The sequence below is a fragment of the Streptomyces sp. NBC_00091 genome (genome assembly GCF_026343185.1).
In the GTDB taxonomy this organism is placed as follows: Bacteria; Actinomycetota; Actinomycetes; order Streptomycetales; family Streptomycetaceae; genus Streptomyces.
In genome coordinates this window covers 3448899-3474253 of the sequence record NZ_JAPEMA010000001.1, presented here as the reverse complement: position 1 = coordinate 3474253, position 25355 = coordinate 3448899, and the positions used below count along the sequence as shown (strand labels likewise).

General features: G+C 71.0%; 20 protein-coding genes and 1 tRNA gene. 7 read left to right on the top strand and 14 right to left on the bottom strand.

Going from position 1 to position 25355, the window contains the following annotated elements:
- Nucleotides 1-173: 173 nt before the first annotated feature.
- Nucleotides 174-1394: an acetyl-CoA C-acetyltransferase gene (locus tag OOK34_RS16140; protein ID WP_267034573.1), complete on the top strand. Its 1221-nt coding sequence runs from the start codon at nt 174-176 to the stop codon at nt 1392-1394.
- A gap of 302 nt (nt 1395-1696) precedes the next feature.
- A complete protein-coding gene (locus OOK34_RS16135; RefSeq protein WP_267036763.1) occupies nt 1697-2500 on the top strand; it encodes a hypothetical protein in 804 nt (267 codons plus the stop codon).
- On the opposite strand, the gene OOK34_RS16130 is transcribed toward OOK34_RS16135, so the two are convergent.
- The gene (locus OOK34_RS16130; RefSeq protein WP_267034572.1) at nt 2484-2840 is read right to left on the bottom strand and encodes a hypothetical protein; all 357 of its coding nucleotides are present in this window, start codon (nt 2838-2840) and stop codon (nt 2484-2486) included. The two genes, OOK34_RS16135 and OOK34_RS16130, sit on opposite strands and share 17 nt — an antisense overlap.
- A 98-nt stretch (nt 2841-2938) precedes the next feature.
- Between OOK34_RS16130 and OOK34_RS16125 the strand changes: the two genes are divergently transcribed.
- Nucleotides 2939-3169 (top strand): DUF4287 domain-containing protein, encoded by a 231-nt coding sequence (locus OOK34_RS16125; RefSeq protein ID WP_267034571.1) that lies wholly within the window; start codon nt 2939-2941, stop codon nt 3167-3169.
- Nucleotides 3170-3290: 121 nt separating this feature from the next.
- On the opposite strand, the gene OOK34_RS16120 is transcribed toward OOK34_RS16125, so the two are convergent.
- Nucleotides 3291-4151 carry a Bax inhibitor-1/YccA family protein gene (locus OOK34_RS16120; RefSeq protein ID WP_267034570.1) on the bottom strand — a complete coding sequence of 287 codons (861 nt, stop codon included), beginning with the start codon at nt 4149-4151 and terminating at the stop codon, nt 3291-3293.
- A 136-nt stretch (nt 4152-4287) separates the two neighbouring features.
- Nucleotides 4288-4369 (bottom strand) — tRNA-Leu (locus tag OOK34_RS16115).
- Nucleotides 4370-4791: 422 nt separating this feature from the next.
- On the opposite strand from OOK34_RS16115, the gene OOK34_RS16110 reads away from it, so the two are divergent.
- Nucleotides 4792-5559, top strand: a complete 768-nt coding sequence (locus tag OOK34_RS16110; RefSeq protein WP_267036762.1) for an ABC transporter ATP-binding protein — start codon at nt 4792-4794, stop codon at nt 5557-5559.
- Nucleotides 5560-5637: 78 nt separating this feature from the next.
- Nucleotides 5638-8187 carry an ABC transporter permease gene (locus OOK34_RS16105; RefSeq protein ID WP_267034569.1) on the top strand — a complete coding sequence of 850 codons (2550 nt, stop codon included), beginning with the start codon at nt 5638-5640 and terminating at the stop codon, nt 8185-8187.
- 75 nt (nt 8188-8262) lie between these two features.
- Here OOK34_RS16105 and OOK34_RS16100 read toward each other — a convergent pair whose 3' ends face one another.
- From OOK34_RS16100 to OOK34_RS16070, 7 genes are all read right to left on the bottom strand, one after another.
- Nucleotides 8263-9645 carry a cyclopropane-fatty-acyl-phospholipid synthase family protein gene (locus OOK34_RS16100; protein ID WP_267034568.1) on the bottom strand — a complete coding sequence of 461 codons (1383 nt, stop codon included), beginning with the start codon at nt 9643-9645 and terminating at the stop codon, nt 8263-8265.
- Between the two features lie 282 nt (nt 9646-9927).
- Complete coding sequence (locus tag OOK34_RS16095) at nt 9928-11313, bottom strand: NAD(P)/FAD-dependent oxidoreductase (RefSeq protein WP_267034567.1); 1386 nt, start codon at nt 11311-11313, stop codon at nt 9928-9930.
- Nucleotides 11314-11757: 444 nt separating this feature from the next.
- A complete protein-coding gene (locus tag OOK34_RS16090; RefSeq protein WP_267034566.1) occupies nt 11758-12705 on the bottom strand; it encodes a hypothetical protein in 948 nt (315 codons plus the stop codon).
- Nucleotides 12702-13793, bottom strand: a complete 1092-nt coding sequence (locus tag OOK34_RS16085; protein ID WP_267034565.1) for a PP2C family serine/threonine-protein phosphatase — start codon at nt 13791-13793, stop codon at nt 12702-12704. The genes OOK34_RS16090 and OOK34_RS16085 overlap by 4 nt, the downstream gene beginning before the upstream one ends.
- 56 nt (nt 13794-13849) lie before the next feature.
- Nucleotides 13850-14515, bottom strand: a complete 666-nt coding sequence (locus tag OOK34_RS16080) for a VWA domain-containing protein (protein ID WP_267034564.1) — start codon at nt 14513-14515, stop codon at nt 13850-13852.
- 43 nt (nt 14516-14558) lie between these two features.
- Nucleotides 14559-15062, bottom strand: a complete 504-nt coding sequence (locus OOK34_RS16075) for a hypothetical protein (protein WP_267034563.1) — start codon at nt 15060-15062, stop codon at nt 14559-14561.
- The gene (locus OOK34_RS16070; protein ID WP_267034562.1) at nt 15059-16441 is read right to left on the bottom strand and encodes a methyl-accepting chemotaxis protein; all 1383 of its coding nucleotides are present in this window, start codon (nt 16439-16441) and stop codon (nt 15059-15061) included. Before OOK34_RS16070 ends, OOK34_RS16075 begins: the two co-directional genes overlap by 4 nt.
- Nucleotides 16442-16608: 167 nt before the next feature.
- Between OOK34_RS16070 and OOK34_RS16065 the strand changes: the two genes are divergently transcribed.
- Together OOK34_RS16065 and OOK34_RS16060 are read left to right on the top strand one after the other, a co-directional pair.
- The gene (locus OOK34_RS16065; RefSeq protein ID WP_267034561.1) at nt 16609-17250 is read left to right on the top strand and encodes a tellurium resistance protein; all 642 of its coding nucleotides are present in this window, start codon (nt 16609-16611) and stop codon (nt 17248-17250) included.
- Between the two features lie 50 nt (nt 17251-17300).
- Entirely contained in the window at nt 17301-17603 is a 303-nt protein-coding gene (locus tag OOK34_RS16060) for a type II toxin-antitoxin system Phd/YefM family antitoxin (protein ID WP_267034560.1), read from the top strand.
- A gap of 536 nt (nt 17604-18139) precedes the next feature.
- On the opposite strand, the gene OOK34_RS16055 is transcribed toward OOK34_RS16060, so the two are convergent.
- From OOK34_RS16055 to OOK34_RS16040, 4 genes are all read right to left on the bottom strand, one after another.
- On the bottom strand, nt 18140-18403 hold the full coding sequence (locus OOK34_RS16055) for a hypothetical protein (RefSeq protein ID WP_267034559.1): 264 nt from the start codon (nt 18401-18403) through the stop codon (nt 18140-18142).
- Nucleotides 18400-22401 (bottom strand): hypothetical protein, encoded by a 4002-nt coding sequence (locus tag OOK34_RS16050; RefSeq protein WP_267034558.1) that lies wholly within the window; start codon nt 22399-22401, stop codon nt 18400-18402. Before OOK34_RS16050 ends, OOK34_RS16055 begins: the two co-directional genes overlap by 4 nt.
- Before the next feature lie 206 nt (nt 22402-22607).
- On the bottom strand, nt 22608-23771 hold the full coding sequence (locus OOK34_RS16045; RefSeq protein WP_267034557.1) for an ALF repeat-containing protein: 1164 nt from the start codon (nt 23769-23771) through the stop codon (nt 22608-22610).
- Entirely contained in the window at nt 23768-25234 is a 1467-nt protein-coding gene (locus tag OOK34_RS16040; RefSeq protein ID WP_267034556.1) for an AbfB domain-containing protein, read from the bottom strand. Before OOK34_RS16040 ends, OOK34_RS16045 begins: the two co-directional genes overlap by 4 nt.
- Nucleotides 25235-25355: the final 121 nt, after the last annotated feature.

Genomic DNA, 25355 nt, shown 5'->3' with positions numbered 1-25355 from the left:
CCGGCCCCCCGGGATCGGCGGCATAGGGGGCTGCCGGGGCGCGTTCTACGTACCGGGAGGCTCGGGGCGGGCCGGCAGAGCGACCGGCATCACATGCCGAGGCCGGTGACCTCGACCGTACGGGGCGGTAACTTCGCTTGCGGTCCCGCAACGACGCACCCCTTGGAGTCCCGATGCCCGAAGCCGTCATCGTTTCCACCGCCCGCTCTCCCATCGGGCGCGCCGGCAAGGGGTCCCTCAAGGACGTCCGCCCGGACGACCTGACCGCGACGATCATCCAGGCCGCCCTCGCCAAGGTCCCCGGGCTGGACCCGCGCGACATCGACGACCTGATGCTGGGCTGCGGCCTCCCCGGTGGCGAGCAGGGCCACAACCTGGCCCGCATCGTCGCCGTGCAGATGGGCATGGACTACCTGCCGGGCACCACGATCACCCGCTACTGCTCCTCCTCGCTCCAGACCTCCCGCATGGCCCTGCACGCCATCAAGGCCGGCGAGGGCGACGTCTTCATCTCCGCGGGCGTCGAGACGGTCTCCCGGTTCATCAAGGGCTCCTCGGACGGCCTGCCGGACACCCACAACCCGCTCTTCGCGGACGCCGAGGCCCGTACCGCCTCCCGCGCCGCCCAGGAGGGCACGGACTGGCACGACCCGCGCGAGGACGGCCTGGTCCCGGACGCGTACATCGCGATGGGGCAGACCGCCGAGAACCTGGCCCGCCTCAAGGGCGTGACCCGGCGCGACATGGACGAGTTCGGCGTCCGCTCCCAGAACCTGGCCGAGGAGGCCATCAAGAACGGCTTCTGGGCCCGCGAGATCACCCCGGTCACCACCCCGGACGGCACGGTCGTCTCCACCGACGACGGCCCGCGCGCCGGCGTCACCCTCGAGGGCGTCCAGGGCCTCAAGCCCGTCTTCCGCCCCGACGGCCTGGTCACGGCCGCCAACTGCTGCCCGCTGAACGACGGCGCCGCCGCGCTCGTCATCATGAGCGACACCAAGGCGCGGGAGCTGGGCCTGACCCCGCTGGCCCGGATCGTCTCCACCGGCGTCACCGCCCTGTCCCCCGAGATCATGGGCCTGGGCCCGGTCGAGGCGTCCAAGCAGGCCCTGAAGCGGGCCGGCCTGACCGTCGGCGACATCGACCTGTTCGAGATCAACGAGGCTTTCGCGGCCCAGGTCATCCCGTCCTACCGCGACCTGGAGATCCCGCTCGAGAAGCTGAACGTCAACGGCGGGGCCATCGCCGTCGGTCACCCGTTCGGGATGACCGGTGCCCGGATCACCGGCACCCTGATCAACAGCCTGCAGTTCCACGACAAGCAGTTCGGTCTGGAGACCATGTGCGTGGGCGGCGGTCAGGGCATGGCCATGGTGATCGAGCGCCTCAGCTGAGCCGGAGCCGGGCGATCGAGCCCGGCCCCCAGGCCCCGCAAGGGATCCTCGAGATCCATGCGCTGTACTGGCGGCGGATCTAACCTCGTCGCGGCCGACCTGTGACCGAATCTCCCCCAGGATGTGACCTTTGTCCTGGGGGATCGGTATTTGCCCAGGTCAGACGCCATCCCCCTTGATCCGCAAGGACGAAAGACCTGTCCAATTCATGACGTAATGCACTGCACGCCATTCACAGCACAGGACAAGCTGATGTAGGAAGTCGGGGGATCGAATCAACCAGGAGTTAGTCAGTGAGCGCCATGTCTCTTGCCCTGCTGCTGACCACGGCCGCTGCCACGGCCGTGGGCGCTGCTGCGCTGCACGCCGTACACGGACTGCGCAAGCAGGTCACCGCCCTGCGTGGTGAGCTGGCGGTGTCGGCCCACCCGCGCGCCGCGACCGTTCCGCACGCCCGCAGCGCGGTGCAGTCCCCCGCCGCCGAGATACGAGCCGCCGTGGCCGAAGCCCTCGCCGAGGAGCGCGAGCGCGAGCTGGCCGAGGCGCGGGCCTTCTGGGCCGCGCAGGAGGCCCGTGACGCCGCCGACGCTCCCTCGCTGCTGGGCGGCCTGCCCGGCCTCGGTGAGGACAGCCCGGTCTTCCTGCCCCGGCAGGCGGACCTGGTCGGCCTGGAGCCGGTCCTGGGCGACGACCTCGCCGACGAGTACCCGGAGGATTCGGCCGAGCTGGCCGCGGCCCGCCGCCGCCACCCCTCGCACCCCGACTTCGTCCCGGTCCAGCCGAACCCGGGCGCCGACCACGAGCGCACGGTCAGCCGCCTGGAGGAGCTCGCGGAGGCCCGTACGGCCCTCGCGGACGTCCGCCCGGGCCCGCTGGGCACCCTGGACGTGTACGTGTTCACCGACGGCACCACGCTGTGCATGACCCCGGGCCACCGGGAGACCGCGGAGCGCCTCGCCGAGGCCCTGCGCTCGGGCAGCGCACCGGTGCTGCTGGGCGGCTCGGGCATCTCCGGCGCCTACGCGCTGACCTTCTCCTGCGGTGACGCCGAGGACCCGGACAGCAACGTCTACATCCTCGCGGACCGGGTCATCGCATCGCTCTGACTTCCGCCTGCTCCACCAGCGCCACGGCCTCGTCCAGCATCTCGGACGGGGCCTTCGCGCTGTCGGCGCCCTGGCGGGGGCCGGCCGCGCGCAGCGCCTCGGCGAGGTCCAGCCCGGCCACCGCCACCTGGTCCCCCACGGTGAAGATGCCCGCGTCGGGCACCACGCGCGCCGGAGCCTCCCCGTTCGGGTCCTCCAGCCGCTGCGCCCGCAGCGACAGCTCGCGGGCCAGCTCCAGGGCCTCGGCGGCGGCGCCCCGCTGGAGCCGGCTCTGGGGCGCGGCCCGCAGCCGGTCGGCGAAGCGTTCCACGACGGCGTTCAGGGGCGAGGTATCGAGCACCCGGCCGACCTTACGCGCCGCCCCGGCACCATTGCCAACGGGCGAACTCTCCGGCACGGTGACGTGAAGAGAACACGGCGACACCCCCGGAGGCGCCCATGTCCGTAGAGTTCTCCGAGCAGACGCACCGCAACATGATCGACAGAATCCCCCGGACCACCGGTCGTGAGATCTCCGACTGGCTCCGCACCGTCGACGAGGGCCCCTCCCTCGTCCGGTTCGAGGAGAAGGTCAGCTGGCTGCTCGGCGCGCACGACCTGTCGTACGGCCAGGCCAAGGCGATCATCCACGAGCACGGCCTGCGCAGAGCCGCCCGCCGCTTCGGCTGAGCCCCCCGACTCCGACCCCCGACACCCGACCCCTGACCCCCTCACGAGCCCAGAACGCGGGAAGGCCCCGCGAGCGGTCCGCTCGCGGGGCCTTCCCCATGCCGATGCCCTACCGGTACGACTAGTCGTCGCCCGAGAGGATCTGGAACAGGCGCAGCAGCTCCAGGTAGATCCACACCAGGGTCAGGGTGAGGCCGAAGGCCGCCAGCCAGGACTCCTCGCGCGGGGCGCCGTACGTCACGCCGTCCTCGACCTGCTTGAAGTCCAGGGCGAGGAAGCAGGCGCCCAGGATGACGCCGACGATGCCGAAGACGATCCCGAGCGGGCCGCTGCGGAAGCCGAGGCCGTCGCCGCCGCCGAAGACCATGAACAGCGAGTTCGCCACCATGAGCAGGACGAAGCCGAGGGCCGCGGCCATCACGAAGCCGGTGAACCGGCGGGTGACGCGGATCCAGCGCATCTTGTACGCCACGAGCACGCCGGCGAAGACGCACATCGTGCCGAGCACGGCCTGGACGACCACCCCGGGGCTGATCAGGTTGCTGGTCACCATGCTGATGACGCCGAGGAAGACACCCTCGAACGCCGCGTAGCCGAGGATCAGCGCCGGAGCCGGCTTGCGCTTGAAGCTCTGGATCATGGCGAGGACGAACGCGATGATCGCCGAGCCGATGGCGATGCCGTACGACTTGCCGACATTGGCCGGGTCGACCGGCAGGGCGATCCAGGCGATGGTCGCGGTGACGATCAGCGTGCCGAGCGTCATGGCCGTACGGCTCACGACGTCGTCGATGGTCATCACATTGCCGCGCACCGGGGCCGCCGGCATGCCGGTGGTCGGGTCGGTGGCGTAAGGATTCGTCGCGTACGGGTTGGTCGCGGTCCCGGCCTGCGCCTGCGCCTGCTGCGCCTCGAAGCCCGCGTAGCCGCCGTTGTCGCGGCTGAACCCCCGTCGCGAGAAGACCGGGTTACTGCTCCTCATCTCACTCCTCCATGGCCACCGTGCGCAGCCTTGCTTCAAGAGTAATGCGCTCGCAAAGAAAGCACCCTACTGCTGGAGGAGGATCTTAGGAGAAGGCGCGGCGAACCGCCGAGGATAAACGGAAGAGCTGCGGAAGTGCCCGGAGCCGGACTTGAACCGGCACGGCCCGAGGGCCAGCGAGGTTTAAGCTCGCCGTGTCTGCATTCCACCATCCGGGCAAGGCGCGGCGGGCCCCGTGGGAAAAGCACTTGAACGCAGTGATGAGCCTATCCGGAACACCCCGCCCGCCAGCGGGCCGTCTATCCGATGTTGTCTGATTTTATTGGTGATTGAGTGGGCGTCAGACCTGATAAGTCGCGGTCGGCCCCCGTCCGGCCGACGCCGTGCCCCACCCCGGGAATGACCTGATTCCGCTGCCCCCCGCCACCCCGTCCGCCACCCCGGGCCACCCCCTGTGCGGGCCCCCGCGCCGGCCCCCCTCTGTCATACCAAAGGAGGAGACGGGGGCGCCCCCGGTCAGACTCCAGTGGGCCGTCGAACGGGCACCTCGGCTGATCCCCGGCGGGGGTGGCCCCGGTGAGGATGGGAAGGTCCCGCCACACCGCAGCACCCGCTCGACAGGAGTCCCCCCGTGACCGCCATGAACTACGCCCGGCAGCACACCGCACAGGCCGTGGCCGCCCGCGCCACGCAGCTCTCCAAGGTGTACGGCCAGGGCGAGACCCAGGTGGTCGCGCTGGACAACGTCTCCGTCGACTTCGCCCAGGGCCAGTTCACCGCGATCATGGGCCCCTCCGGCTCCGGCAAGTCCACGCTGATGCACTGCGTCGCCGGCCTGGACACCTTCTCCGGCGGCTCGGTCCGCATCGGCGACACCGAGCTGGGCACCCTCAAGGACAAGCAGCTGACCCAGCTGCGCCGGGACAAGATCGGCTTCATCTTCCAGGCCTTCAACCTGCTGCCGACCCTGACGGCCCTGGAGAACATCACCCTCCCCATGGACATCGCCGGCCGCAAGGCCGACAAGCAGTGGCTGGACAAGGTCATCGAGATGGTCGGCCTCTCCGGCCGCCTCTCCCACCGCCCCACGCAGCTCTCCGGCGGCCAGCAGCAGCGCGTGGCGGTCGCCCGCGCCCTGGCCTCCCGCCCCGAGATCATCTTCGGTGACGAGCCCACCGGAAACCTGGACTCCCGCTCCGGCGCCGAAGTCCTCGGCTTCCTGCGCAACTCGGTGCGCGAGCTCGGCCAGACCGTCGTGATGGTCACCCACGACGCGGTCGCCGCCTCCTACGCGGACCGCGTCATCTTCCTCGCCGACGGCCGGATCGTCGACGAGATGTACGGGCCCACCGCCGACGGCGTGCTCGACCGGATGAAGGCCTTCGACGCCAAGGGCCGCACCAGCTGACCCGGAGCCGCACCGGCCCGCTCCGCGGCGCTCCCGCAGCCCTCCTCACAGACCTCCAGCCCCAGGACTGAGATCCCCATGTTCCGTACCGCCCTGCGCAACGTCCTCGCGCACAAGGCCCGGCTGCTGATGACGGTGCTCGCCGTCACCCTCGGCGTCGCCTTCGTCTCCGGCACCCTCGTCTTCACCGACACCCTCAGCAAGTCCCTGTCCGGCCAGTCCGCCAAGAGCTACAGCGGCGTCGCCGTCTCCGTGACCTCGTACGGCTCCGGCCGCGACGCGGACGGCCAGAAGCAGGGCGAGCCCGGCATCAGCCAGCAGACCCTGGAGAAGGTCAAGGCCGTCAAGGGCGTCGACTCGGTCTCCGGCCGCGTCGCGGGCTTCGCCGGCGTCGGCGACGAGGACGGCAAGCTGATCGGCTCCGGCTGGGCCAACAAGGGCTCCAACTACGCCCCCGTCAAGGACGGCAAGGACCCCCGCTACACCTTCACCGAGGGCACCGGCCCCACCAAGGACGACCAGATCGCCCTCGACAAGGAGACCGCCGCCACGGGCCGTTACAAGGCCGGCGACAAGGTCCGCGTCGCCACCAACGGCCCGGTCAGGGAGTTCACCCTCGCCGGCGTCTTCACCACCGAGGACGGCGCCGTCAACGCGGGCGGCAGCCTGGTGCTCTTCGACACCAAGGTCGCCCAGGAGCTCTACCTCCAGCCCGGCTTCTACGACGAGCTCTCGGTCTCCGCCAAGGCCGGCACCTCGGCCGACCAGCTGCTCGCCGACATCAAGCCCCTGCTCGACGGCAAGAACACCAAGGCGCAGACCGGCGCGGCGCTCGCCGCCCAGCAGGCCAAGGACATCGAGAAGGGCATGAGCAGCATGAGCACCATGCTGCTCGCCTTCGCCGGCATCTCCCTCTTCGTCGGCGTCTTCCTGATCTACAACACCTTCACCATGCTGGTCACCCAGCGCACCAGGGAGCTGGCCCTGCTGCGCGCCGTCGGCGCCAACCGCGGCCAGGTCATCCGCTCGGTGCTCGCCGAGGCCCTCGTCGTCGGCGCCCTCTCGGCCGCCATCGGCCTGGCCTGCGGCATCGGCCTGGCGGTCGGCATGCGCTCCCTGATGGACTCCTTCGGCGCCAAGATCCCCGCCGGGGACCTGGTCATCGCCCCGGGCACCGTCATCACGGCCCTGGTCATCGGCGTCCTCGTCACCACCGCCGCCGCCCTGGTGCCCGCCTGGCGCACCGGCCGGATCGCCCCGGTCGCCGCCATGGGCAGCGCCCACCTGCCGGCCTCCGCCAAGTCCCTCCTGCTGCGCAACGTCATCGGCTCCGTGACCAGCCTCCTCGGCATCGGCGTCGTCTTCCTCGGCATCTCGATGGGCGGCGACGGCCGCATGGTCATCGGCGGCGGCGCGTTCTTCATGCTGATCGGCATGATCGTGCTGCTCCCGCTGCTCTCCAAGCCGGTCATCGCGGCCGTCCGACCGCTCCTGCAGAAGCTCTTCGGCGTCCCCGGCAAGCTGGCCGCGCAGAACGCCGTGCGCAACCCGCGCCGCACCGCCGTCACCGCCGCCTCCCTGGCGATCGGCCTCACCCTGGTCACCACCATGTCGGTGCTCGGCGTCACCATGGGCAAGGCCGTCGACCGGATGAGCACCGACAAGCTCAAGGCCGACTACAAGGTCACCATGGCCGGCGGCACCGGCAGCCTGGACAAGTCGGTCGCCGAGACCCTGGCCAAGGCCCCCGGCATCAAGGCGGTCTCCCCGCAGGCCGACGGCTACTTCAAGGTCGGCGACAGCTTCCGCGCGGCCTCCGGGGTCAACCCGGCCGCCATCGGCGAGCTGCTGAACATCGACGTGGTGGGCGGCTCGCTGAGCAGCCTCGGCAAGGGCGAGGTCGCGGTCGCCGAGAGCACCGCGAAGAAGCAGAACCTCACCGTCGGCTCCACCCTCCCCGCCCAGTTCGAGGACGGCCAGAAGGCCACCCTCAAGGTCGGCGCGGTCTACAAGGACCTCGAGGGCCTGCTGTCCCCCTACGTCATGGACAACAAGATCCTCGGCGAGCACTCGGACCAGCAGTACATCCGCGAGGTCTACGTCAACGCCACCGCCGGCGACTCCAAGGCCGGCCAGCAGGCCGTCATCGACGCCCTCGGCAAGAACCCGGCGATGACCGTCGCCACCCAGCAGGACATGCGCAACGAGATGGGCGGCCTCATCAACACGATGCTGAACGTCATGTACGGCCTGCTCGGCATGGCGCTGATCATCTCGGTGCTCGGCGTGGTCAACACCCTGGCGATGTCCGTCTTCGAGCGGACCCAGGAGATCGGCATGCTGCGGGCGATCGGCCTCGACCGGAGCCGGGTCAAGAACATGATCCGCCTGGAGTCCGTGGTGATCTCGCTCTTCGGCGCGGTCCTCGGTGTCGCCATCGGCGTCTTCCTCGCCTGGGCGGTCGGCACCACCCTCACCAAGGCGGTGCCGAACTACGAACTGGTCCTCCCCTACGACCGGATCGGCATCTTCCTCCTGCTGGCCGCCGTCGTCGGCGTCCTGGCCGCCATGTGGCCGGCCCGCAGCGCCGCCCGGCTGAACATGCTCACCGCCATCAAGACCGAGTAGTACGGCGGCACACGGCACACGGAAGGGCCCCGGGGCACACGCCCCGGGGCCCTTCCCGCTGTGTGCGTACGGGTCCTACGCGCCCCAGGCGCGCGCCCGCAGCGGCATCCCCGAGACCCCTCCGTCCCCGGGCCGTACCGCCAGCACCTGGTTGACCCCCAGGCGGTTGTGCTCGAAGCCGAGCGCGGAGGCCGCCATGTACAGCAGCCACACCCGGGCCCGCCCGGGCGAGGTGAGCCGTACGGCCTCGTCCCAGTGCTCCTCCAGGCGCGCCACCCAGGCGCGCAGGGTCAGCGCGTAGTGCTCGCGCAGCGCCTCCACGTCGCGGACCTCGAAGCCGGCCCGCTCCAGTTCGCCGACGGTGGTGCCGAGCGGGGAGAGCTCCCCGTCGGGGAAGACGTACGCGTCGATGAACTCGTCGACCTGGTACGCCTCCTCGTCGTGCTCCGGGGGCCGCGCGATCTGGTGGTTCAGCAGCCGCCCGCCGGGCTTCAGGAGCGCGTGCAGGGTGCGCGCGTACTCCCGGTACAGCTCGGCGCCGACGTGCTCGGCCATGCCGATCGAGGAAATCGCGTCGTAGGGGCCGTCCTTGACGTCCCGGTAGTCCTGCACCCGGATCTCGATCCGGTCGGTCAGGCCCTCCTCCGCGATCCGCTTGCGGGCGTAGGCGGCCTGTTCGCGCGAGAGCGTTATGCCGGTGACCTGGACCCCGTACTCGCGGGCCGCGTGCAGGGCCATGGAGCCCCAGCCGCAGCCGACCTCCAGGAGCCGCTCCCCCGGCTTCAGGCCGAGCTTGCGGCAGACCAGGTCCAGCTTGTCGCGCTGGGCGTCCTCCAGGGTTCCGTCCGGGGTCCAGTAGGCGCAGGAGTAGACCATCGAGGGGCCGAGGACCCGCTCGTAGAAGTCGTTGCCCACGTCGTAGTGGTGGCTGATCGCCTCGCTGTCGCGCCGCTTGGAGTGCCGCGGCCCGCCGCGGCGGACGGCCTCCTCGGGCGGCGGCGCGGGCGCGGGCCACGGGCGCGCCAGGGCCACGAGGTCCCGTACGGCGGCCCGTGCGGCCGGGTCGCGCAGGAGCGCGGCCGTGCCGCCGGAGCCGGCGACGTGCCCGGGCAGGTGCGGGCGCAGGGCGGCGAGCTTGGCCAGGCCGCTGCGGGCCGGCGCGGGCACGGGCGCCGGCGCGGGGACGTGCTCCCGCTCCCAGAGCAGGCCGGCCACCCGGTCCAGCAGCTCGAACAGGTCGCCCTCGACAGTCAGGTCCCCCGCGACCCAGGCGCGGGCCAGCCCCAGCTCGCCCGGCTTCCACAGGATGCGGCGCAGGGCCCGCCGGTGGTTCAGCACCAGGGTGGGGCCGGTGATCGGGCCGGCCTCGCTGCCGTCCCAGGCCCGTATGCGCACGGGCACGGGGGCGCCCAGCAGGGTTTCGGCAATCGCTGCCAGCCGCGGCGCGGCGTCGGTCATTTCAGGCACCTCCAGAAGTTCCGTGGAACGACTTCCCACTTCCCCTCCGGGGCAATCCAGGCCGGTCCGCCCGCTGGACCGGCCCTTGACCGCGCCTCGAGCGCGCCCCGCCGGGCCGCTGGTAGGCGGCCGGGCGGGGCGGGTCCCGTACGGCGGCCGTACGACGGTCCTTACGACGCTCCCGTACGGCGGTTCCCGGGTACGCCGAAGGGGCCCCCCGCACCACGGATGGCGGGCGGCCCCTTCGGGGTCGTGCTCAGGATCCTGCCGGACGGGCCCGGGTCAGGAGGCCTTGGCCTTCTCGGCCGGGGCAGCGGCGGCGGCCGGAGCCGGCGCCGGCTTGGCGGCCTCGTAGAACTCCTCGCGGGGGGTCTCCAGCGCTCCGAGGGAGACGACCTCACGCTTGAGGAACATGCCGAGGGTCCAGTCGGCGAAGACGCGGATCTTGCGGTTCCAGGTCGGCATGGCCATGCCGTGGTAGCCACGGTGCATGTACCAGGCGAGCCGGCCCTTGAGCTTGATCTTCATCTTGCCCATGACGATCATCGCGACGCCCTTGTGGAGGCCGAGGCCCGCCACCGCACCCTTGTTGGAGTGCGCGTACTCCTTCTGCGGGAAGCCCCGCATGCCGGAGACCACGTTGTCGCCGAGGACCTTGGCCTGGCGCAGCGCGTGCTGGGCGTTCGGCGGGCACCAGGCGTTCTCGACGCCGGCCTTGCGGGCGGCCATGTCCGGGACCTGGGCGTTGTCGCCCGCGGCCCAGATGTAGTCGGTGCCCTGGACCTGGAGGGTCGGGGCGGTGTCGACGTGGCCGCGCGGGCCCAGCGGCAGGCCGTAGCGGGCCAGCGCCGGGTTGGGCTTGACGCCCGCGGTCCACACGATGGTGTTGGAGTCGACCTCGAGGCCGTTCTTCAGCACCACGTGGCCGTCCACGCAGGAGTCCATGGAGGTGCTGAGGTAGATCTCGATGCCGCGCGACTCGAGGTGCTCCTTGCCCCAGGTGCCGAGCTTGGGCCCGACCTCGGGAAGGATCTTGTCGGCCGCGTCGACCAGGATGAAGCGCATGTCCTCGCGCTTGATCGTGGTGTAGTACTTCGCGGCGTCGCGGGCCATGTCCTCGACCTCGCCGATCGTCTCGGCGCCGGCGAAGCCGCCGCCGACGAAGACGAAGGTGAGGGCCTTGCGGCGGACGTTCTCGTCCGTCGTGGACTCCGCCTTGTCGAGCTGCTCGAGGACGTGGTTGCGCAGGCCGATGCCCTCCTCGACACCCTTCATACCGATGCCCTGTTCGGCCAGGCCGGGGATCGGGAAGGTGCGGGAGACGGCGCCGAGCGCGATCACCAGGTAGTCGAAGGGCAGCTCGTACGCCTCGCCGACCAGCGGCGTGACGACGGCGACCTTGCGGTCCTGGTCGATGGTGGTGACCCGGCCGGTAAGAACCTCCGCCTTGGGCAGCACGCGTCGCAGCGGGACGACGACGTGCCGAGGCGAGATGCTGCCTGCGGCCACTTCGGGGAGGAAGGGCTGGTAGGTCATGTACGACCGCGGGTCGACGACCGTGACGGTCGCCTCGGCGTAGCGCATCTTCTTCATGATGCGCTTGGCCGCGTACAGGCCTACGTACCCACCTCCTACTACGAGGATCCTGGGACGCTCCGTGGTGCTCATGGAATGAGTATCCAGCACCCCAAGGGGTGACGCTCGTGAGCCCCTTCACAAGGTGCTGGACACCCTCTGCTACACTGCGCGGCCCGCGTGACCCAGGTCATGGCGCGCAACGGGAACCAACGTGTAACGGGAGTCGTTGTTCACCCGTCCTGAACTGGCCTCCAAGGCCTCAACCGGACTGGACCACTGGGTTTCGTCCTTACCTCTGATACGAAACCCGTCGCGCCCGCGCATCGCACAAACAGGTGCTGAAACGGCCCTGCGACCCCCAAGAAGGCCCCGAAGCGGCCTCTTGTTGACCCAGTGGACCCCTTTTCCTTGTGAAGAACTTCACGAACCTCATATGGACAGGGGGACTTTCGGCCTCCCCAGGCCCCCCGCACTGCCCCCGCACCGGGCCTGCTCCCCCGCCCCACCAGCCACTCATCGGGCGGAACACGATGTTCAGTCGCGCAGTCGAATCGTCCCCCGGGACCTCGGCCCCTCGAATTTGGACGGGTCGAGCGCGGGCCTGGGCCTGGGCTGCCCGGCCGTGAGCCTGACCTGGGCCCGGCCGGCCAGGGCCACCCTCCACTGGCCGAGCCCCGGCCGTGTGCCGTACGCGCCCGCAGCCGCGTCGTAGAGGGCGCGGACGGCCGCCTCCCGGCGGTCGTCGAGCACTCCGGGCAGTGGTACGAGGGGCCGGCCCGGGGCCACATACGCGTCCTGAGCAAGGATCCGGCCGATGGCGAGCGCCGCCTTGTAGCGGTCGCTGTCCACGGTGACCGTGCCCGGCGGTGCCAGCGGGTCGTTCCAGTCGGGGGTATCCGCCTGGGCCAGGACCGGAGCGCTTCCGCTCAGCCGGATCCCGTCACAGTCGAGCAGGTGCACGGCCGGGGCGGGGCGGACCGTCCACAGCACGTTGGCCTGTGAGAGGTCACCGACGACGAGGCCCGTCGCGTGCAGCCGGTCCACCAGCTCGGCCAGCGCCACCAGGAGGCCGTACCGCTCGGCGGGGGTCGGCTGGATCACGCCCTGCCAGGCCGCCTTGGCGGGGCGCAGCAGGAAGGCCATCTCCGTCAGCCGGGTCGAGCCGTCCGCGGTGGACCAGCTCATCGAGGCGGGTGCCTCGTTCATCAGGAAGCCCGTGACCCGGCCTTCGTCGACGACCCGGCACAGCGGCCAGGCGGCCGAGGCGTCGAGCTGGTCCCGCTCGGCGGGGCCCAGCGCCAGACGTACGGAGACCAGGCCGGACAGGGCGTCCCCGTTGACCAGGTGCGGCTCGCGGTAACTCTTGTAGAGGACGTGCGGCTGCCCGTCGAGCGTGCTCACCTCGCCCTGGCCGCCGTCGCCGATCTTCTTGAGCGGCCGCAGCGCGGACAGCGGCACATCAGCGCCGTCTACCACGGTCACGCGTTCGCCTCCCACAGGCAGACGGCAGTGCGGTCGTCGTCGTACGACTTGACGCGGTACTGGAGCTGCCACAAGAAGTCCGCCAGCCCCGGTGCGTCCGCGCCCCAGGCCCGGCCCAGGAAGCGGCGCATCTCCTCGTCCCCTTCAAGCGGCGTGGACAGGCCGTCGGTGCACAGCACCAGAAGGTCGCCGGGCAGGGCCGTGAAGAGGTCCACCTCGGCATGGCGCGTGGAGGGCAGGGCGGCGGTACGGGTGTCGATGATTCCGGCGGCGCCGGAATCATCGGCCCGGCCCACCACATCGTGCTCCCAGACACCGCCGCGCAGCCGGGCCGTCCCGCCGTCCCCGACGGTGAACAAGACCCGCCCGCGCACCAGTGGGTCCAGCGGCACCAGGACGACACGCAGGGTGGTCGCCCAGTCGGCGGGCTGGTGCCCGGCTCCCGCAGCGGCCCGCTCCAGCTCGGCCGCCACCCGGCCGACAGCCGAGCTCACCATGCTGGTGAGAGCCTTCTCGTTCCCTGTGCGCAGACACTCGGACAGCTCCTCGGCATATTCGTCGAGGAAACGGACGATGTCACGGCACACCATCCGGGATCCGAGGTGGGAGCGTGGCGCGGAGCCGACTCCGTCCGCCACGCCGAGGAGGAGCAGCCCAGATGGATCGGCCCCGCCGAGCCGGGCCACGACAAGGGAGTCCTGCCGGGGCTCGGCGTGATAGCGGTGGGCGTCCCCGCGCACGGAAGCGGCCCGCACCGTCAGCGGCCCGTGGGTGGCCCCGTCGAGGACGACGTCGGGCACGACCGAGGCATCCACGTCCCGGCGGGCGGAAACCGCGGCCGCCGGATGGGGGACATAGAGGGGAGGCTTGGGGCCGCTGAAGGCGGGGTCGCCGAGGCCGTGGGCGCCGGCCGCGGGGGCGGGAGCGACCTCGGCCGGGGCCTCCAGGGCGGGGGCCCCGGTCTGGGGGGCGTCGGCGTCGGGGGTGGGTGCCTCCATGACGGGGAGGACGTGCAGCACGGCCGGAACGGACGGAGCGGTCGGCGGAGCCGACGCGTAGGGGAGCGTCTCGTACGGCAAGTCGTCCACGGGGCGCTCCGCCGCGTGACCCGTCGCTTCGCTGGTCTCGTTGTGCATCTGTCGCCTCAGAGCTTGTCGAGGGTGACCGTGGAGAACCCGGGCACCGTGTCGTCGATGACGAGGTTGAAGGCGTCGTTGCCGTTCGCGGCGATGCTGCTCGCCGACCGCACGATGGACCGCGTCAGGCTGGCCGCGAACTCGCGGAGCGCGGCTGCGGGAGACACGGTGGTGTCCTCCTGAATGAACGCCCGGAAGTTGGCGACGTGCCCGATCGTCGCCCGGTCGGCCTCGCCGATGCCGAAGGCGATGATGTTGGGCCGGTAGCGCGCCTCGGTGAGCTCCTTGTGGGCCTGGATCCAGTCCTCGTCGGTGGGGCCGCCGTCGGAGAGGAAGAACGCCACGGGGCGGTAGACCTCGTGGCCCTGCGCCTTGAGCGCCGCCACGTCGCTCTCGATGCAGCGCAGCAGCGTGCGGAAGGCTTGCCCGTACGCGGTCAGCCCCCCGGCCGCGAGGGCGGGCAGGGTGTCGAGGTCGCTGAGGTCGGCCAGCGGCTGGAGCACGGTGGCGTCATCCGAGAAGCCGATGAGGCAGAAGCGGGTCTTGTCGGCGACCGTCGGATTGGTGCTGATCTCCTTGTGGAGTTCTGGCAGTGCGCTGTTGATGCTGTCGATCGACGGTCCTGCCATCGAGCCGGACTCGTCGCACACCAGGTAGAAGGGAAGGATCTGCACGGGCTCACGCCTCCGGGGTGATCGGCTCGGGCTGTTGGGGGGGTCAGTAGGTGTAGAAGTAGATCTCGATGTCGGCATGCCCTCCGGAGGCCCCCTGGACGAAGAAGTCCCTGGTGGTCGCGCCGGTGAACATCTCCGGACGTGCCTGGCCCAGGAGGGCGTTGACGCGGCGGGCGTAGTCCACTCCGACCCCGACCTCGGGGCTGCGCCCGAACGTCAGGACGAAGGCCGCGGTGCGGCCCTTGTGCTGCTCGGTCTTCTCACGCAGCTGGCGCACGATGCGCTCCACATCGCCCGCGCCCGCGTCGAGGGAGATCTCGACGGCCTCCCGTTCGACCGCCCGGGGGCCCGAGGGCGTCGGCTTCGCACTCGGGCTCGGCGACAGACTGGGGCTCTGAGAGGCGCCGGGCCGCTGCTTGGCCGACGCGGCCTTCACCGGATCGCCCTGGTCGCCCATGGCCACCAGGGCCAGGACCAGCAGCATGTCGGCGAACAGCCAGCCGGCGAGGGTCAGCGGGCTGAACCGCGACCGCCGCGCCTTCGTCATCGGGCATCCGCCGGGACCTGGTCGGCCGCCCGCTCGTGACGGGCATCCCCGGCCTTCCCGAGATCCACCGCAGCCGCGGGGGCCGGAACAGCCGTAACAGGAGGAGTGGCGCCCGCCGGAACGACGGCGGCGGCACTGATCTCCGCCGCGACCTTGCCCATCACCTCGGCCAGCTCGGCGAAGCGCTCGGCGGCCTCGCGCAGCGCCCCCGTCTGCTCGTCCAGCCCGAGCACCGCCCGCTGCGAGAGCGCCACGGCCTCGGCCGTGCTCTCCGTGACCTCGCCCAGGCGGGAAAGGACCCGGGCCGACACGTCCGCCGCGACCTCCGTGCCGGTGGTGAAGGAACGTTGCGCGGCGGCGAGGCCCGTCACCGAGTCCTCGACCCGCTCACCGGCGGCGCCCAGGGCGTCGCGTACCTCACCGTTGACCGCGCGTACGTCCTCCAGCGCCTGGCGGACCATGATTCCGCTGCCGCTCACCGCGGACTCCACCCGGGCGCTGTTCTGCTCCAGCGGGGCGGCGAGGCCGGCCACGGCCTTGCCGACCTCGTCCGTACTGGTCCGCACCGCGCTCTCGACCCGGGACACGGCCTGCTCCAGCGGACCCACGGCGGCATCGACGGAGGCCAGTCGGCTGCCGGCCTGCTCGACGGCGACGGCGATCGATGTGGCGGCCGTATCCAGCTGCCTGTGGGCACGCACCGCCTTGTCTCCGAGCTTGCCCAGGGTGACCGCCGCGCCGGTGAGCTCGGCGGCGAACCGCTGCGGGGAGGACAGCCGCTGCTCGTTCAGGAGCAACTGGGCCCGGGTCAGCAGCGGGACGAGCCGGGCCAGCAGGTCGTCAGCGGTACGTTGCGCGTCCTCCGCCCGGCGCTCCGTCAGGGCACGCCGCACCCCGTGGACACCGGCGAGCAGGACCAGCAGGCAGATCACGGAGGTGGCGAGGGTGGCGACCTCGCCGAAGCTCGACCAGCCCGACAGCCGGCCCTCGAACCCCGACTGCCACAGCTGGAGGAAGGGCCGTGCCGCGGCCGCCGGATCCTCTCCTATGAGCGCCTGGTAGGCACTGGTCGCGCGGCTGAGGCCGAGCCAGGTGAGCAGCAGGGGCACGAACACCAGAACGCCGATGCCGACTTCGACGAAGCCCCAGGCACGGTGTTCAGGCGTCTCGCTGACGGCGGCGTGAACGCTTTCCGGCCGGGCGAAGGCCTGGAGCAGGTCCAGCTCGGTCCACGGCTCGATGTCACCGTCCCCCAGCCCCTGAAGGGCGTTGGCCAGCGACTGCAGCTCGTCCTGCCGGGAGCCCAGTCCAGGGTGTGCGGCGAGGTCGGTGAGTTGCGCGGCGACCTTCGAGGTCGTCGCCAGTGCCCCAACGGGCATTTCCACCCCCATGGAAGATGCGGGGTGATGGCCGTGCGTCCGCACGGGCGCGTACGAAGGCCGCACCCCCTGCGCGTCGCGAGCGACCGGCTGCGGCGCCGTCGGATCATAGCCCAAGCCAATGATCCGTCATATGATCCCCCATCATCTGGACAGGGGGCGGGAAAATGAGCTCAGCCGACCGGCCGCGCGGGATCATCCGGCTGCGCGCCGAGGCACCCGCCGCGCACGTGCTCACGAAGGCGGCTCCGCAGGCGCGGATCCAGGGACGCGGGAATCTCCAGGCGAACCTCAACTGGCTGCCGACCTCACGCGCGGACATCGATCTGTGCTGCCTCGTCGCCTTCCGGGACGGCTCGGCGACGGTCGTGCAAGCGCTGGGGGACGGCTTCGGCACGCTCGCCGAGTGGCCGTACGTCGCTCTCGACCACGACGACCGGACAGGCGGTTCCTCGGACGGGGAGACACTGCGGGTGAACCTGCGGTACCGCGAGCTGTTCAGCCGGCTGGTGTTCTTCGTCTACATCTACGAGGGCTCCGCCGACTTCCGCCGACTGGGGGCCGCCGTCGACGTGGCCGCGCCCACCGGACCGGGCTGTCGGATCCTGCTCGACGACTCCCCGGCCGGGGCGGTGGGATGCACGATCGCCAGCGCCGTGCCAGAGGGGGACGGGCTCGTCGTACGGCGCGAGGTGACCTGGTACCAGCCGGACGAGCGGCTCTCCGTCCACGAGCGCGTGGACCGCCAGTACGGGTTCGGCCTGGACTGGGTTCAAGGTAGGAAACCACCCCTCGACGGCCGCCGCTGACAGGCAACTCTTCACCGGGGCGTGTTCACACCCCGGCGCATACTGGCGGCATGAGTGAGAAGGCTGTGACCGTGCGTGAAGCCCACGCCCACTTCGCGGACCACATCAACCGTGCCGAGCAGGGCTCTCCGACCGTCATCACGCGCAACGGCGCTCCGGTGGCCGCCCTGGTCCCCATCGCGGATTTCAACGCACTCGAAGAAGCGGCCGACGAGCTGCTCGCCCGCGAAGCCGAAGCGGTCCTGGCCGAAGGCGGCCCGGCCGTGACCATGGCCGAGCTGCTGGCCGAACTGTTCACCGAGCCCGGCGAAGGCGCGGCTTGCCAGGTCGTACGGCGAGATGCCGCGCCGTAGGCTGTTTTCCGGCGCTCGCACGCACATCGCGAGGAACGAGCCCTCCGCGGCGTCATCGAACTCCTCGACAACGTCCTGTGCACGGTTCAACCTCCGGATACCCAGGCCCATGTCGGCCTCCTCTCTCAGCTCACGTGGTTGGAAGAATCGGGTACATGTCACTGGGTCCCCGTGCACGCTCACCACGATGGTGAGGCAGTGGGTTTCAACTCCTCCGGTATCCCTGGAGGACTTTCCGAACTTCTTCTTGGGCTCTCGACTGCGTTGCAGCGCGAGTGCCGCACGCGACAGGGCCGACCCGCACCCGCCGGGCCGGCGCTGCCGCATTCCTGGCCCCGGCCCCCCACCCGGCCGGTCCGTAAGTCGACTCACGGAACCGCGCGGAGGGTACTTCTGGCCGGCAGGTAGGCGCGCCGAAGAGCACCTGCGGGCTGGCGGACGGGCGGTGTGCGACAGCCAGAACGTCACCCGGCCGGACAGTCAGGGGTCCATCGGATTCGAATCCGATGGACCCCTGGGCCGGATGCCCTTAGAAATCAGTTGCCGGTCGCCGAACGCTTCTGGCGGGCGATTTCCAAATCTGTGTCGAGAGCGCTCAGTCGGACCGGGTTTCGCCGGTCGTCGACGACGACGGCGTGGAGCACCGTGCCAACGAGAGCGTCCTGATCACCTGATGGCCAGGCCGGGCTCTTGGTCTGGTCGACGAATCCTGGGGTGCCGTCCTGCGACTCCACGTCCAACCCCCAGGGTTGAGCGGCGACCACGGTCACGTCGACCTCGTGGTGCAAGCGGAAGTTCATTTGCCGTCGTCCTTCCCGTTCTTCAGCCACTTTCGATTCACCGTGAGCGAGTTGAACTCCTTCAGTCGACTGACGGGAATCACGAACTCGATGCGCGGGCTGCCGTTCGGGCCCTTCCAGTCGTAGCGCCCAGCAGTATCGGCGAATGTCGCCAGGAACTCCGGCGCCATATCATACCTGAACATGCCATCTGCGTAGGGTCCGCTGCCGCTGCCGATGTATTCCTCGGCGATGCTGCGCTCTCCAAAGTAGACCGAGGCGTCACCAGTGGTGTGTGAGGCTGGGTTAGGGCCATTCTTTTCCTCGTATTCCTTGTCGACCATCTTTGGGGTGCGGTAGATGGAGAGTCCGATGGCCGGGCAGTCGTCATCCTTATCCTTGCCCTTATCCTTTCCGTCGGCGCCAGCCATCCGCATGCCGGATTTCGGGGCGGGGCCCGGATTCTTGCCCTTGACCCTATCTATAAGACAGTCAGGAATCCCCCTCCTGATCTGCTCGACGATTTTCTCGCCCTTTTGGATGAGCTTCTTCGCCTTGGCTGACTTGTCGAGGAAGGTGTTGATCCCGGCGATGGCCTTCGCGATCCTCGGGAGCTTGCTGGCGATCTTGACGGCCTTGGCTGGGCCGAGGTTCTGGACGATGGCCCAGAGGCAGGTCGGGATGTCGGGATCGTCGATGCAGGCCTTGATGTCCTCGAGGAAGAGTTCGACGAGGATCTCGGCGCCGTTCTCCAGTAGGTAGTCGATGAGGTCCTTCTCGACGAGCGCTCGGGCCGCCTGGTACTCCTCGGGGGTGATGCCAGCCGCTTCGAGCGCCTTGCGCTCCGTTTCCTCCGGCGAGACGGGTGGGCCGGTGCTCTTCTCCTTGGTCTTCGCGGCTTCCTCGCGCTCCTTGCGTTGCTGTTCGCGCTGGTCTTCCTCGGCTTTCTTGGCCGCGTCGTCGGCTTCGCGGGCGTGCTGGTTGGCGTTCTTGGCCGCGGTCTCTGCGGACTTGGCGTGTTCTTCGGCGGAGGTGGCGAGTTTGGCGGCGGCGGTGGCGTCCTTCTCCGCCTGGGTGGCGGCGCTCTGGGCGGTGTTCGCTTCCTTCTCGGCCTGGGTGGCGGCGGCGGCTGCCGCAGCGGCCTGGTTCTCCGCCTCAGTGGCGGCGGTCCTGGCGCGTTCCGCCTCGGCTTCGGCCTGGGTGGCCGCCGTACGTGCGGCTGCCGCGTCCGCGTAGGCGTCCTTCGCAGCCTGGCGAGCCTGCTGCGCGTCGGTTTGGGCCTGCGCGTCGGCCTCGTTGGCCCGTGTCGCGGCCGCTCTGGCCTTCGCACCGTCGTCCGCCGCCTGAGCCGCCGATGCCGTCGCGGCTGCCGACGAACGCGCGGCGTCCGCCGTCGAGCGGGCTGCAGCGGCGGCTGCCTTGAAAGCGGGTGCCACCTGTGTGTTCGCCCGCTTCGCCGCCGCGTCGGCGTCCTCGGCGGCCTTGACCGCCTCGGCGGCTTTGGCTTCCGCGGAGGCGAGCTGCTCTTTGCCCATCTTCAGTGCGGCGCCCGCCACCGCCGCGGCGAAGTCGGCGTCGAGGTCCTTGCCGGCGAAGGGCGCGGTGAGCGTGATGGCGGTGTTGGCCGGATCGACGATGCCCGCCGCCGTGGTCCGGGCCCCGGTGGCGGCCTGGACCGCGATGGTGGACTGGAGCTGTGCCATGGCCGCCTCGCGGGTGGCCCCGTCGGCCTCGTCCCGGGTGCGGTTGGCCGCCTGGAGGGCGTGGTTGGCTTCGATCGCGGTCAGCCCGGCCAGTCGGGCGGCCGTGTGGGCGGCGGTGCCCGCGCGGTTCTCCTGCGCGGTGGCCTCGGCCGCCTTGGCGTTCGCCTGCTGGGCCGCGGCGCGCGTTCGCCCGGCCTGGGCCTCGGCCTTGTTCGCCGCCGCGCTCGCGGCGAAGGCGGCAGCCTCGGCGGTGTTCGCGGCAGCGCCGGCCCGCGAGGCGTGCGCGCCGGCCTCGGCCGCCGCAGCGCGGGCCCGTGAGGCGGCACCCGCCGCTTCAATGGCTGCTGACCGGGACCTCATCGCCGCCCCGGAGGCCGCGTCGGCGGCGGTGCGGGCGGTGACGGCCGCGCTGCCGGCGGCGTTGGCGTCGGCCCGCGCCGCGTCCGCGGCCTGCCGCGCCAGAGCGGCGTCGGACGTGCCGCTCGCCGCGGCAGCCAGCGCCTCGGTGGCCCGGGCCCGCGCTTCCTCCGCCTTGTGCAGCCGTTCCGCCTCGTACGCCTTGTTCCTCGCGTCGCGGGCCTTGGTCTCCTCGTCCTGGGCCAGCTTGGCGGCCGTGGAGGCCTTGTCCTCCTGTGTCGCCGCCCGTGTGCGCATGTCCGCGGCGGTGGACGCGGCGGCCTGCGCCTCGGACCGCCTGGCCGAAGCCGTACGCGCCTCGTCGTCCGCTCGCGTTCTCGCCTGCGCTGCTGCGTCCCGCTCCCGTTCGGACCGGGCCCGTGCCACAGCGGCCAGATTGCGCTCGTTCTGGGCGATGGCCTGCTGCTCGTCAGCGATCTTGGCCTGTCGCTGGGCCTCCACCCGAGCGTCGCGGGTCTTGCGGGCGTGTTCCCAGGCCGTCTTCTCGGCCTGCTCCGCATCGATGCGGGCCTGCCGGCTCTTGGTTGCGGCGTCGGCCGCGGTTTTGGCCTGCTTCTCGGCCTGGCGGGCCAGTTCGGATGCGGCCTTGGCGTGCTCCTCGGCATTGTCGCGCCATGCCTTGGCCTGCTGCTCGTGCAGCTGGGCCTGGTTCGCCGAGTCGAGGCCGGCGGCGTCCGCGGCAGCGGCGTCGACTGCGTGCTGGGCGGTCTGGGTGGCGCGCAGGGCTGCTTCCGCAGCCGCGGAGATACCGGTGGCCACGTCCGACCACTGGGTGCCGTGGGCCAGCCCGGTCTCGACAAGGATCTCGGCCTGCACCTTGGCCTGCCCGGCGGCCACCTGGGCCTGCTTGGCGGCGGTGTCGGCGAAGCCGACCTGCCGGACGACGTCCTTCTTCACCTCCGTGTAGTCCGACACCCGCTTGCCGGCCCGGTCCCCGGCGAGCAGCCGGTCGGCATCCCGCGAGGCGGCGGCCGCCAGGCTCATGGCGTTGGAGGAGTTCTTCAGCGCGCGTACGGCATCCCCGTGCGCGGCGATCAGCTTGGTACGGGCCTCCGCGGCGCGGGCGGAGTTTTCGGCGAGCTTGCGCAGCCGTTCCGCCGCCTCTAGGGTCTCTTTCTGCTCCTTCTCCCGCGCGGCCCGCTCGTCGGCGTCCTTCTGCGCGGCGATCGCGTAGCCCTTGTCCAGGAACTCCGCGATCGCCTTGTCATCACCGGAGGCGAGGGCGAGCCGGGCGGCCGCCTTCACCTCCTGGCCGCCGGTGGCGGCGAGCAATTCGACGCGCTTGCGGTTCTCCTCGGCCCGTTTGCGGTCGTTGTCCTGGGTCGTCTTGTCGCGCTGGCGGGCGATGTCCGCGCCGAAGGCCAGGAAGTCCGCGCGGTCCTGCGCGGTGGCCTTCAGGACGCGTTCCACCTCGGCGTTGAAATATGGGCCGCCCGTGCCGCGCAGCGCCTCGATCTTCTTGCGGTTCTCGGTGTCGGTGGCGTTCCGCTTGTCCTTGGCTCGCTGGCGAGCCTCGGCTTCGCCCCGCTGCAGGAAGTCGCGGATTGCGTTGGGGTCGGTGCTCGCCAGCGCCTTCCTGGCGGCCTCGCGGACTTCCTCCTCCTCGTCGAACTCCGCGTAGTCCTCCACCAGTCGGCGGTCGGCATCGGCACTGAGCCGGGCCAGCGAGGTCTGCGGGGCCACGGGTGCGGGGGCGTCCGCCTTCATCCGGGCGACCACGGCTAACAGCGCGGCCGCCTGGGCGGAGGTGAGGCTCTCCGCTGCGGGTACGGCCGCCTGGGCGGGCGTGGCGAGCCCGCCCAGTACGGCGGCGGCCACGGTCGTGGACACCGCCTTGGCGAGGGCCGTACGGAAACGGCCCGGTCGTCCTCCGGCGCCTGGCCGAAGTCGTGCTCTCATGAGAAGGATCTCCTCCGATGGTGGCGATAAGGGGCATGGCGGCCGCGCAGGGCTGGCAAGAGTGCCGGGAAAAAGGGGGCGGGTGCCCCACCCCTGTGCTGAAAGGGGCGGAGCACCCGTGCCTCGAGGACGGTCCGGCGTGCCGTGCCGTGCCGGGATCCGGCGGGCGCGGCCGGGCGCGTCGGCGCTGGTCACCTGCGGGGTGATCAGCCCTTCACGCGGGTCTCGCCGTCGCGGGCCCGGCCGAGGATGTCCTGCCAGAACGCCGCGGAACCGACCGCGGTCTGTTCCTCCTTGACCCAGGACTGCCGGTTCGCTTCGGCGGGCTCGGCGAGGAGCTTCCACATCTCCCGCGCGTCGGCCAGGGCGAGGACCTGGACGCGCTGCCAGTTCTCAGCCTGCTGCGCCGCGTGCTTCCGCTCCGCCTGCCAGGCGGTCTGGGCATCACGGGCGAGCGAAGCCACGGCCTGCCAGGCACGTTCCGCCCGGTCACGGGCCGCAGCGGCGTCGGTCGCGTCGCGCAGTGCCGCCTCGGCTTCGGTCGCGGTCCTGCTCAGGACCGCGAGCGTGCGGTGGCGCAGCGCCTCGGAGTCCGTGGTGCGCAGCCGGTGGCCCTCCAGGTCGAGGGTTGCACCGGTCACCCAGCCGAACCCGTAGAACTCCCGGACGTCCTCGTCCGCGGCTCCGGGCCGGAGCGCCCACTGCGCCGCAACCCGGACCTGCTCGCCCGGATCGTGCTCGGCCAGCGACCCTACGAATTCCCGGTCGCGGTCCAGCACCGCCTGCCGCTCGGCGGCAGCCGCATCCCGGGCGACCCGGTCACTCTGCTGTGCCTGGGCGTAGCCGGTCTTTACGAACGCGGCCCGGTCGGCATCCGAACCCTTCAGGGCCCGCTCCGCCGCAGCGCGGGTCTGCGGTGCGAACTCCGCGGGGTGGGTGCGTACGACGCGTTCGCAGAACTGCCGATTGCGGGAACGGGCGTCCCTCAGCCGCTTTTTGGCCTGATCGAAGCCCCCGTCCGGGGCCAGCCAGTCGGTGATGGCCACATCGCCCCGGGTACTGCGCAGCGCGTTCCACGCCGACGTCCGCAGCTCCGCCGGGAGCCCCGACAAAGCGATCCGCTGTACCTCGGCGCGCGCTCCGGCAGCCGCTGCAGCCAGCATCGCCTCCGCCGCTCCCGGATCCGCCGAAGAGGAGAGGACTGCGGGCACTGCGGCCGACGCCCGTACGAACGTCTCCTCGCCCGGGATGTCCTGGGCCTGGGCCGGACTCCCAGCGAGGGTCCCCGCGACCGCTGCGACGGCCGTGGCGGCGGTCAGCCCGGCGCGGACGGCTCTGCCCAGCGGAGGTTCACGCAGCGTGCCCGTCACGGGGCGAGCGGGTCGGTGACGGCCCACCCCTGGTAGCCGACGAACCCCAGCGAGCCTCCAGTCGACGCCGGCGGGCCCGTCACCAGCTCGTTGCGCTGGTCCAGCCGGACCTTGAACTTGTCGGCAACCGACCAGGTGAACACGGCAGAGTCGGGGTGGCCGTACCAGATGCCCTTCGTGAAGTCATCGAAACACCAGGTGGCGCTGTTGCGGAAGGCCGCGGTGTTGTCGTTCGCCCCCAGGACCACCGCTCCCCGGTTGACGGTGCCCTTGATGTAATGGCCGGGCTTGCTCGCCGCCTCGAACGAGAAGCAGCCGGCCTGGCCCGCCAGCGACGGCACGACGAGCCACGTCGCGTTTTCCCGCATGTCCTGCGAGCTGTCCGAGGTCACCGGACCGGCGGAGATCGTCCCCCCGCTGACACCGGTGTGGCGCAGAGGGAACCCCTTCAATGGGTCCTGGGGGTCCCGGACCCCGAACAACAGAGTCTGCCGCCGGGCCCGCTTCTGGCCCTCCTCCGAGAGGAATTCCGCGACCTGTACGTCACCGGCCGCCAGGGCCTTCTCCGCCGATGCCACGAGGTTCGGGTTGAAGCCGCGCTCCTTGGCCGTGGCGAGGATCTGCTGGGCCAGCATGCGGTTGGCCTCCGCAAGCTTCTTGCGCCTTGCGTCGTCATCGCGCTTGTAGGCCGCGTCGGCGCCGGTGTAGAGGAAGTCCAGCCAGTCAGCGGCCTTGGTGCTGAGCACCGCCTTCTGGGCGGCCCGGTACAGCTCTGAGTCCTTCAGGTCCGCCGGCGCCTGCCGCAGCATCTCGCGGAGGAAGTTGTCGTCGCTCACCTCCAGCAGACCCGCTGTCATCGGAACGCGGAACAGAGCGGCGACGTTCTTGCGCGCAGCCTGGTTCCGGCGGAGCTCCGCCTCCTTGCGGTTATTCTCCTCCAGCTCCGCGAGCTCCCGGTCCACGTCCTTCTTGTGGGCCGCGCGCGCCCCGTTGACGATGAACTCCCGCCAAGCGGCTTCGTCACCCTGCAGGGCACGCGTGGCGGCGGCGCGCACCTCGATGCCCGAGGACTGGTGCCGGATAAGGGCCCGGATGAAGTTGTCGTCGCTGAGGGCCAGCAGCTCTGGGGTGCTCGGGATGCCGATCACGGTGAGGACACTCTGCCGGGCCTGCCGCGCCGCGCGCGCGGCCTCGGCCTTGTCACGCTCGCGCTTCTGGTCCAACTTCAGCGCGTCGTGAACACCGGTGACGATGAACGAGACGTGGTCGGCCGCCACGGTACTGGCCAGTGCCTTCTCCGCGGCCGTGCGCACGGAGTCGAGCCTCTCCCCGGCGTCGCTCGCCTTCTGCCACAGGGCGTGGATGAAGTCGTAGTCGCTCAGGAGCATGACGTCCGCCGTCGGGTCAAGCCGAACCACAGCGGCGGCCGCGACGCGCTCGGTATCGCTGGTGCCGATGCCCACGGCCCGCGCCACCTTGTGCGGAGGCGTCGGCACGGCGAACACCACGCTCTCGGAGCCCAACGCGAGGACCGCCGCCATCGCGGTGGTGCCCGTGACCGCACGTATGACATTCTGTCGAATA